This window comes from Rodentibacter mrazii, assembly GCF_001998825.1.
Lineage (GTDB): Bacteria > Pseudomonadota > Gammaproteobacteria > Enterobacterales > Pasteurellaceae > Rodentibacter > Rodentibacter mrazii.
This window is the reverse complement of sequence record NZ_MLHG01000003.1, coordinates 42615-52457: the sequence shown is the minus strand read 5'-3', so window position 1 is coordinate 52457 and position 9843 is coordinate 42615. Positions and strand designations below refer to the sequence as shown.

The 9843-nt window shown below is 39.7% G+C and carries 9 protein-coding genes; all 9 read left to right on the top strand.

Annotated elements, in window-relative coordinates; translation table 11 throughout:
- Positions 1–804 (top strand): hypothetical protein (locus tag BKK47_RS12400; RefSeq protein ID WP_077492959.1); only part of this gene is annotated, 804 nt, incomplete at its 5' end.
- A 106-nt stretch (positions 805–910) separates the two neighbouring features.
- Positions 911–2086, top strand: coding sequence for a WD40 repeat domain-containing protein (locus tag BKK47_RS00300; RefSeq protein ID WP_077492961.1), 1176 nt, complete (start codon positions 911–913; stop codon positions 2084–2086).
- A 142-nt stretch (positions 2087–2228) separates the two neighbouring features.
- Positions 2229–4124: an FTR1 family protein gene (locus BKK47_RS00295; protein WP_077492958.1), complete on the top strand. Its 1896-nt coding sequence runs from the start codon at positions 2229–2231 to the stop codon at positions 4122–4124.
- Between the two features lie 23 nt (positions 4125–4147).
- On the top strand, positions 4148–4666 hold the full coding sequence (locus BKK47_RS00290) for an iron transporter (protein ID WP_077492957.1): 519 nt from the start codon (positions 4148–4150) through the stop codon (positions 4664–4666).
- 117 nt (positions 4667–4783) lie between these two features.
- Positions 4784–6190 carry a Fe-S-containing protein gene (locus BKK47_RS00285; RefSeq protein WP_077492956.1) on the top strand — a complete coding sequence of 469 codons (1407 nt, stop codon included), beginning with the start codon at positions 4784–4786 and terminating at the stop codon, positions 6188–6190.
- A 2-nt stretch (positions 6191–6192) separates the two neighbouring features.
- Positions 6193–7521 (top strand): ABC transporter permease, encoded by a 1329-nt coding sequence (locus BKK47_RS00280; RefSeq protein WP_077492955.1) that lies wholly within the window; start codon positions 6193–6195, stop codon positions 7519–7521.
- Positions 7511–8644: an ABC transporter permease gene (locus tag BKK47_RS00275; RefSeq protein WP_077492954.1), complete on the top strand. Its 1134-nt coding sequence runs from the start codon at positions 7511–7513 to the stop codon at positions 8642–8644. The genes BKK47_RS00280 and BKK47_RS00275 overlap by 11 nt, the downstream gene beginning before the upstream one ends.
- A gap of 52 nt (positions 8645–8696) precedes the next feature.
- Entirely contained in the window at positions 8697–9368 is a 672-nt protein-coding gene (locus BKK47_RS00270; RefSeq protein WP_077492953.1) for an ABC transporter ATP-binding protein, read from the top strand.
- On the top strand, positions 9358–9840 hold the full coding sequence (locus tag BKK47_RS00265; protein WP_077492952.1) for a TlpA family protein disulfide reductase: 483 nt from the start codon (positions 9358–9360) through the stop codon (positions 9838–9840). Before BKK47_RS00270 ends, BKK47_RS00265 begins: the two co-directional genes overlap by 11 nt.
- Positions 9841–9843: the final 3 nt, after the last annotated feature.

Here is a 9843-nt window from a genome sequence, read left to right as displayed (position 1 = left end):
AAAACCTTTTATATTAGTGCAAATCATTCAGGCAAAATATTTAAAGGATATGGAGAAAATATTACCCCAATTTATACCGATACCCCTATTGGAGATTATGAAAATCTAAGATTAACCAATAAATATATTCTGTCAGTTGGACATGCCATAAGAGGAAAATATCCTGCTGAAATTAATCCTCCTGAAAACCCCATAAATCCTGATGTTTATAAAAATAGCAGTTATGATGGTGTTACCCTATGGGATAGAGAAACATTAAAACCTATCGCAAGATTATATGGCAATGCAGGTGAAACTACAGGGATTATTAGCCCCGATGAAAAATGGGTAATTACAGGAGATAGCAATGCTCGTAATAGAATGTGGGGAATAAATAATTTAATGAATCGCCTTTCACTATCCGATCCTTATGATGGCATTTATAACTTATCAACCAAGGAATATGATAAAAGTAGATTAATCCCATTAACTAAAGAACAATTTCAACGCATGATGCGAGATAATACCGTTGCTTACGCATTCTTAACTAAAACCGATTTTATTCGCATCGGATACATTTATGATGATGAAGCCAATGCAACAATAGCCCCTATCTATACCATCGGCGATCCATGGATAAAAGGTTATGTTGATTTAGGTTCTTCCCCTATGATTTCCGCAAATAACTACTTTAACAGCAAAACATTTGCCTCTTCCCCTCAAGCTCATATTCTTGTCACAGGGCAAGCCCACGGTGGCGGCATTAATGTTTATAAATACAACCCTGAAAAAATGGAACTCAAAAAAATTTGGGTGACTCATTAAACAAAGTGCGGTTGAAAACGGCGTATTTTTCGATACTATGTGGTAAATGCAGAAAAGGGAAAACGTGGTGTTTCTTGACCGCTCTTTCTTTAGAGATAACAGTAAAATGAGTACATTAACAAAAAAGATAAAAATTTATCTTGTAACTTCCCTTTGCCTTATTGCAGTGGGGGTCTATGCTTATGTCAATGGTTTTCTCTCTACAACAAAGGAGATAACATCACTCGGTATTTCAACCGATGGCAATTATGCCGCAAGTATTGACTGGGATGGAAACCTAGTTTTATGGGATATTCCAAATAAAGAAAAAACCGTACTGGCTCGTAACGCAAATGGTTGGAGCATGTATTTTATTCCCAATAGTCATGAATTTATGTGGCAAGATAATGAAAATGTTGTGCATATTCAAAATGTGAAAGGCGAAATTATTCAAAGTTTCCCTAACTTTGAAACCTTTGGACATGCCATCTCTGAAGATAAAACCTTTTATATTAGTGCCAATCATTCCGGAAAAATCTATAAAGGCTATGGGGACAATCTTATTCCTATTTATACCGATACGCCTATTGGAGATTACGAAAATCTAAGATTAACCGATAACTATATTTTATCTGTTGGGCATTCAACAGGTAGAAAAGCACCGGCTGAAATTAATCCTAACGCAAATCCAATTAACCCTAGTGTTTATAAAAATAGCAGCTACGATGGTGTAACCTTATGGGATAAAAAAACGCTCAAACCTATTGCAAGATTATTTGGTAATGATGGTTACACAACCGGACTTATTAGCCCTGACGAAAAATGGATCATTACAGGAGACAATAATGCACGTAACCAAATGTGGGAAATCGATAATTTAATGAACCGATTATTGTTATCTAATCCTTATAAGGGTATTTATAATTTATCAACCGAGAAATATGATAAAAGTAGATTAATTCCATTAACTAAAAATCAATTCGAAAACATGATGCGCCAATTTACTGTAGCTTATGCTTTTCTGACAGAGACTGATTTTATCCGAATCGGGTATATATATAAAAACTCACCAAATAAAACTATCGCTTCTATCTATACCATCGGCGATCCGTGGATAAAAGGCTATGTTGATTTAGGTTCTTCCCCTATGATTTCCGCAAATAACTACTTTAACAGCAAAACATTCGCCTCTTCCCCTCAAGCTCATATTCTTGTCACAGGGCAAGCCCATGGTGGCGGCATTAATGTTTATAAATACAACCCTGAAAAAATGGAACTCAAAAAAATTTGGGTGGCTCATTAAGCAAAGTGCGGTTGAAAAATAAGGTGTTTTATTCCTCTCCCAAACTTGACCTTCATCACAAAATAATAAAATCATAGTTGAGATTTTTTCTTATTAGAGGATAATATGCAGAAATAAGAATGAATTGCATTTGGAGATTTCAATGTTGCGTATTGTGCGTTGTGGCGCAGTATTATTTACTTTTTTCTTTTCTCAACTCGTTTTAGCACAAGATAACTATCAACAATGGGTGGCGGATATTACAGCACGGTTGGATAAAACAACCGCACTTCTTCAACAAAATAGTCCTGATGATGCCCGCACTGAAGTGCAGATGGCTTATTTTGAAGTCTTTGAAAATTTAGAAGGTCCTATCCGTATTAATTTTTCAGCACAAAAAAGCTATCAAATGGAAGCGACCTTCGGTGAAATTCGTAAAATGATTGGGGAAGGCAAATCCCTTGATGAAATTCAAGCCAAAATTAATGGCTTAAAACAAGCGTTACAAGAAGTCTTGCCTTCCTTAAAAGAAGGTCATCAACTCAATGCGGACGGTCAACATAGCGTCTATCAAAATGCTCAAATTTTGCCTTACTGGCAACAAAGTTTTAAAACCATTGATGATTTGATGGCACAAGCCATTGAGGCTTATGAGCAAGGAAATTTCGCCAAAGCCAAACAATCATTCCAACAAGCACAGTATGACGGTTATAAAAATTCAGAAATGGAAATAGCTGTACGTGCTCACCGTTCTTCCGAACAATCCGCCGCCATCAATCAACAATTCTACAATTTAATTCGTTTAAGTGAACAAGCGGATCAAATGACGGAAATCGCCTATCAAAGTACAAACCTTCTACAAGATATTGAAGAATTATTGCCGGCGTTACCGACTACCCGTGAAGAACAGAATCAACCGGATAATAACGCGCAATCAGTAGAAAATCAGCCGCAAGATTGGCAAAAAATTGCCGATCAAGTCAATCAAGGTATCCAACAAGCTATTTCACTTTATGAAAAAGGCGAACAGAAAAAAGCCATTCTTTCTGCACAAGACACCTATTTTGATATATTTGAAAACAGCGGAATGGAAAATAAAATCGGCTCTCGCGATAGTAATTTCAAAGCAGAAATTGAAGGCTATTTCACACGTATGGTCAGCCTAATGAAAGCCAACCAAGGAGACAAATTACAACCCCAAGCAGAAGGCTTAGCCCAAAATTTATCCAAAGCCGTCAATATGTTACAGAGTGGAGAACAAAGTGATTGGTCATTATTCTTATACAGTCTGTTAATCATTCTGCGCGAAGGCTTGGAAGCCTTACTCATTGTCGCTGCTATTGTGGCATACCTCGTTAAAAATAATCATCGAGATAAATTGCCAACCATTCGTCAATCCGTTTATGTCGCCCTAGGAGCAAGTGTCATCACCGCCTTTATTTTCCAGCTTATTTTTGAAAATTCCGGTCAAAATCGAGAATTGCTGGAAGGTTTCACGATGATGATTGCCGTCGTGATGCTTTTTATGATGAGTTACTGGCTTCTTTCTAAAGTTGAAGCGCAAAATTGGAAACGTTATCTAGAAGGCAAACTTTCCACTGCATTAAGCGCAGGCTCTTTGATTGGCTTATGGCTCACGAGCTTTTTAGCCGTTTATCGCGAAGGGGCGGAGACGGTCTTATTCTATTACGCACTTGCAAGTGATGCAAAAAGTGCGGTCGGTGTAGCTTATCTTTTCGCCGGTTTCTTTGTCGGGGTATTGCTACTGGCAATTTGTTACTTCATCATGCGTTATAGTGTAGTGAAACTTCCTCTTAAACCGTTTTTTATGTTCACCGGCACATTTATGTATATCATGGCGTTTGTATTTGCCGGCAAATCAGTCTTAGAACTGATTGAAGGAAAATTATTTGAACCAACCTTAATAAACGGCATACCGGAAATTTCGTGGTTAGGCATTTACCCTTATCTAGAAACATTAATTCCACAAGGCATTTTAATCATCGCTGCACTTTTTGCTTTAGCCGTTATGAAATATCAAAGTAAAAAAGCAGCATAACCTTAAATCTCAGGAGATCTAATATGAAAAAAGCACTGATTACGACCGCACTTACCGCCAGTTTATTTGCTGCAAGCGCACAAGCCTTTACCGAATATCCTATCGGTGAAGCCGTGACAATGAATGATATGGAAATTGCCGCCGTTTATCTGAAACCCATTGATATGGAACCTCGTGGTATGGGCTTACCTGCAGCAAAATCCGACATTCACTTAGAAGCGGATATCCACGCGGTGAAAGGGAATAAAAACGGATTTGGTGACGGCGAATGGATGCCTTATCTGACAATCAATTACACCTTAGTCAATACTGATACGGGTGAAAAACAAGAAGGAACCTTTATGCCAATGGTTGCCGGTGACGGTCCGCATTATGGTGCAAACGTAAAAATGATGGGCGTGGGTAACTACAAATTAACCTATCATATCGATCCACCATCAAAAGCCGGTATGCACCGCCATACGGATGGAGAAACCGGAGTAGGTCGTTGGTGGAAACCTTTTGATGTAAACTATGAATTTAAATTCACAGGAATTAAATAATTCTTTACAACGTGCGTGAATGACTTATATTCACGCACAAATCTATGCACCATAGATACTTAACAAAATAATATGTTGGCACAGCATATTTTATCACGATGATATTTTTTGACTTATATGACTTACTTTTTCGTTTTTCTACTTCAATCGCTCTTACCTATTTCAATTTTACTCGGTGCCTCTTGGGCAATAAAACCAACTACCTCCGGTTCAAAAACAATCATTTGGTTGAGTCTTTTCGGCTTAATAAGCGGTGTGGCATTACGTCTTATCTTGCCAACCAGCCAAGTGGCAAATCTTATCGTCACCCTCATTTTTCTTAGCGCATTCTTACTTTTTGCCCTCAGTCAATGGACACACTCAACCAAACTAGCCCTTTGTTGGCAATTTATCTTAATGCTGATTGCAGGTGCAACTTGGGCGAAAGATCCAAATATCACCGCGCTTACCAATACGGATATTATTAATACTGATTTTATTTTGAATTTAAGTGCGGTTATTTTTGGTGTCATTTTATGTTTTGCCGTATCAACATGGCTCTACTTCTTACTTAAACAACAGCAAAAAACAAAAGGAAAATCCACCGCACTTTTTGCACTGAGTTTTATGCTTTGGTTCGCCTTAGTGATACCACTGATGGGTGAATTATTACTTATTTTCATGAAATTACAGCTAATTGAACTGACCAAAGTGCGGTTAAGTTTCGCCGCAAAATCAGGAGCTATCACAACTTGGCTTAATACCATCTGCCTCACTGTGATGTTCATAAACTTAGGGATTTTCATCTTTCAAACTCATGTTAAACGGACTTTACAAGCCAAAATTGAACAAGATCCCATCGAAAAACGCAAAAAATTGGCATTGGTGCAAGTATCAAAACGTCTGATTAATTGGGGAACATTGGCAATAATTTTTATTGGCGCAAGCCAACTTTATTGGGTACAGGTGGCATCTCGCCCCCCTCAACTTTCCGAAGCCGTTCCTGTTGTGCTCGATCAAAATGAAACCATTCATATCCCGATTGAACAAGTAAAAGACGGAAAACTGCATCGATTTGTTTGGATCGCAGACGATGGCAAAGCCGTACGCTTTTTTATTATTAACCGCCAACCGAATAAGCTCAGTCTTGCAGCAGTGTTTGATGCCTGTTTATTATGCGGCGATCAAGGTTATGTGATGCAAGGTAATCAAGTAGTCTGCGTCGGGTGTGGCGTACATATGTTCATTCCGTCCATTGGCAAACCGGGGGGATGTAATCCCGTGCCGATAGAAAATTGGCAACAAACGGAAAATGAGCTTATTATTCACCGCACTTCATTGGAAGACGGACTTAATTTATTCAACACTATCGTAGAAATCGAGGTGCAAGATCCTATTAGCGGTGCAAAACTCAAAAACACCCAAACGGAACATAAATACAGCTTTGAGAACCGTACTTACTTCTTTGAAAATGAAGAAAATCTTGAACGGTTCCGCAATAACCCTGAAAAATACCTCAGCAATGAAAATGGGAAAGAGGAATAACAATGTTAGTGAGAATGTTATTTCAATCTTGGCGTTTTGGTATTAAGCGAAAATTATTAGCCATTGTGACCATTTTCTTAGCAGCCGGTTTAGTCTCCGCCTTGCTCGCCGTTTCTATTGATATTGGCGATAAAATGGCAAAAGAACTAAAATCTTACGGCGCAAATATTTTGATTGAACCGGCAAGTAATGCTGCCTTACCGGATGAACTCAATTCGAATATCGCCCTTTCTGGGCGAGATTTTATTGATGAAAAAGAACTGCCAAACATTAAAGATATTTTTTGGCGTAATAATATTGTCGGCTTTGCCCCTCAATTAACAGCAACCGTTAATGTAACAAAAACAACGGAAAAATCGACCGCACTTTCGGAATCCATTTCAATTCTAGGAACCTTTTTCGATCACTACATTGCGATTCCCGATGAAGAAGATTATCACACCGGACAACGCATTATCAGCCCTTATTGGCAGGTGGAAGGTAATTGGGTAAATGATGAAAATGACAATTTCAGTGAAATCATTCCTATTCTTGTGGGTACGCAGCTTGCCAAAGTGAACGGCTGGAAAATTGGCGATACACTTCATTTAAGCTATCAAGAAAAAGATTTTTCCGCTCAAAGTGCGGTTAAAATTCAAGGTATTTTAACCACAGGCGGAGCGGAAGATAATCAGATTGTTATGCCGTTAAGTGCTGCGCAAACCCTACTTGGTTTAGAAGGTAAGGTCCAATCGGTGAAAGTGTCCGCTCTCACCGTACCGGAAAATACCCTCTCCCGTAAAGCGCGCACCAATACCGATGCCCTTGATGCGGAAGAGTATGACCGTTGGTACTGCACCGCCTATGTCTCTTCGATCTCCCATCAACTGGAAGAAGCCATTTCCGGTGCGATTGTTCGCCCTATCTGGCAAGTTGCCGCCTCCGAGGGTGTGGTCATCAGCAAAATTCAGTTATTACTCTCAGTCGTCACGCTTGCGGCATTAATTGCAGCAGCAATGGGTATTGCCTCGCTGATGAGTTCCAGCATTATTGAACGAAGCAAAGAAATCGGTTTAATGAAAGCCTTGGGTGCTTACCAGTGGCAGATCGTTCTGCTGTTTTATTGCGAAGCCGTATTAAGTGCATTGATTGGCGGTATCTTGGGATGTTTAGCCGGTTGGGGCTTGGCAAAATTTATTGGTTTCACACTTTTTGGCGTACCGCTCAGTTTTGCTTGGATCGTGATCCCTTGCGTACTCGTACTTTCAATATTGATTGCCCTTATCGGTACTTGGTTCCCAGCCCATCGTATTGCCAAACTTTATCCCGTTGAGGTGCTTTATGGCAGATAATAAAAGTATGTTTTGGCGATTAATTTTCCGTGCACTGCGTCTACGTTTACAACGGGTGATGATTATTTTCACTGCCTTAACTGTCGGTGCCGGCATTGTTACCGCCATGGCGGCCGTTTATTTCGATATCAACACAAAAATGAGCCAAGAACTTCGAACCTTTGGTGCCAATTTCTATATTGGTTCGACAAAAGGCGAAATGGTTTCTGTGAGTCAAATTGATGAAATTTTGCAACAAGCGCCACAGGGATTAATCACCGCAGCCAGCCCCTATCTTTACGGCATAACACGCAGTGAGTTGGAAAAAATCGTTATTATGGGCGTTCGTTTTGAAGATATGCGGGTTTTAGCCCCTTATTGGCAAATTAGCGGTTCCGCCATTAATGTGAATTTTGATGATCGCAATGCCATGATTGGAAAAACTCTTGCCGAACGTCTCAATTTAAAAATCGGCGATAAACTACAACTGTCAAAAAATGCGGTAGAAAAACATCAATTCACCATTAAAGCCATTGTAGAAGCCGGTGATGCCACAGATAATATGCTCATCGTCAATCTTGATTTTGCGCAGAATTGGTTGGAAAAAGAAGGGCTTGCTAACAATGCGCTACTCAATGTCAGAAATGAACTGGGTCAGGTCGATCAGTTTGCAGAAAATATTATGCAACAATATCAAGATCTCACTGCCCGCCCGATCCGTAAAGTTTCCTCCTCGGAAGGGCAAATTTTAGATAAAATCAAAGGGCTAATGGGACTAATCTCTTTAGTAATTTTAGTGTTGGCTACACTTTGTGTGAACACCACATTGATCGCGATTGTCGGCGAACGTGCCAAAGAATTTGCCCTACAAAAAGCATTAGGGGCAAAACAGTCGGATATTATTAAGCAAATCTGTACAGAAATTCTTATTATTGCCGTCTGTGCCATTTTAGTCGGATTAATATTTGGTTATTTACTCGCTCAGATTTTAGGCTTAACGGTCTTTAAATCTTACATTGATATGCGTTTACCGGTCTTCCCTATCACTATTATGCTCTCCTTGTTGGTCGCATTTATCGCCGTTATCCTACCAACACGTCGTGCATTAAGTATTCAGACGGCGAATGTACTAAAAGGTGAATAAATCTAAGGCATAGGTTGAGAAAAAATCGCCTAACAAAATGAAAGAGAAAACTATGACTCAATTTGTTATCGAAACAAAACATTTATATAAACGCTTCGGTCAAGTGACCGCACTTGAAGATATTAATATTCAAATTAAACAGGGCGAATTTGTTGCTATTATGGGCGCCTCCGGCTCAGGTAAAACGACCTTGATGAACATTCTCACCGGGCTGGACACTGCCAGTGAAGGGAAAGTTATTTTAGCCGGCATTGATGCCGCCCAATTAGATGAAATCGGTCGCCAACGTTTTCGTGCGGAGAAAATCGGCTTGGTGTTTCAACAATTCCATTTGATTCCCTATTTAACCGCCCTTGAAAATGTCATGCTCGCTCAACATTATCATAGTGTCATTGACGAAGCGGCGGCAAAAGCCGTATTAGAACAAGTGGGATTAGGACATCGTATGGATCACAGACCAAGCCAACTTTCCGGCGGCGAACAACAGCGCGTTTGCATTGCTCGTGCCCTTGTCAATCAGCCTCCTGTTATTTTTGCCGATGAACCCACTGGTAATTTGGACGAAAAAAATGAGGCATTAATCTTAGACTTATTACAAGAATTAAACCGCCAAGGGAGAACCATTGTCATGGTGACCCATAATCCGGAACTGGGCGAACTCACTGATCGTACCATTTATCTTCAACACGGTAAGTTTTTACGGGAAGAACGAAATGAACATTAAACTTTTACTCAAATCACTCTGCTTAAGTGCGGTCATTTTCAGCACCGTTTCTTGTAAAGAAGAAAAAGCAACTCTCGGTAACGCCGCACCAGAACTTGCCGCCTATGATCTACAAGGTAAACAAGTGAGCTTAAAAGGTTGGCAAGGTACCCGATTACTCACCTTTTGGTCGGAAACCTGCGGTCATTGTATGGCGGAACTAAAAACATTCGAGCAACTTGATGAAGCCTATCCAAATAAAGTCCAACTCATCGCCATCAATGTTGATGGTGAAAATATGGACACCAAAGCGGTCGTCGCCAAACATCAACTCACCCAATCGGTGATTAAAGATCAAATGAAAATCACCTCCGAGCGATATCAATTAGTCGGTACGCCGACTTCCTTCATCATTGATGATAAAGGCTATATTCAAGCCAAATTTGAAGGCAAAATTCCTCAGCAAGAATTAGATAAATTATTCAAAAAATAACAC

Coding starts and splice junctions, on each gene's coding strand:
- BKK47_RS00285 (WP_077492956.1), top strand. CDS start 4,784: ATGACTTACTTTTTCGTTTTTCTACTTCAATCGCTCTTACCTATTTCA.
- BKK47_RS00290 (WP_077492957.1), top strand. CDS start 4,148: ATGAAAAAAGCACTGATTACGACCGCACTTACCGCCAGTTTATTTGCT.
- BKK47_RS00275 (WP_077492954.1), top strand. CDS start 7,511: ATGGCAGATAATAAAAGTATGTTTTGGCGATTAATTTTCCGTGCACTG.
- BKK47_RS00265 (WP_077492952.1), top strand. CDS start 9,358: ATGAACATTAAACTTTTACTCAAATCACTCTGCTTAAGTGCGGTCATT.
- BKK47_RS00270 (WP_077492953.1), top strand. CDS start 8,697: ATGACTCAATTTGTTATCGAAACAAAACATTTATATAAACGCTTCGGT.
- BKK47_RS00280 (WP_077492955.1), top strand. CDS start 6,193: ATGTTAGTGAGAATGTTATTTCAATCTTGGCGTTTTGGTATTAAGCGA.
- BKK47_RS00300 (WP_077492961.1), top strand. CDS start 911: ATGAGTACATTAACAAAAAAGATAAAAATTTATCTTGTAACTTCCCTT.
- BKK47_RS00295 (WP_077492958.1), top strand. CDS start 2,229: ATGTTGCGTATTGTGCGTTGTGGCGCAGTATTATTTACTTTTTTCTTT.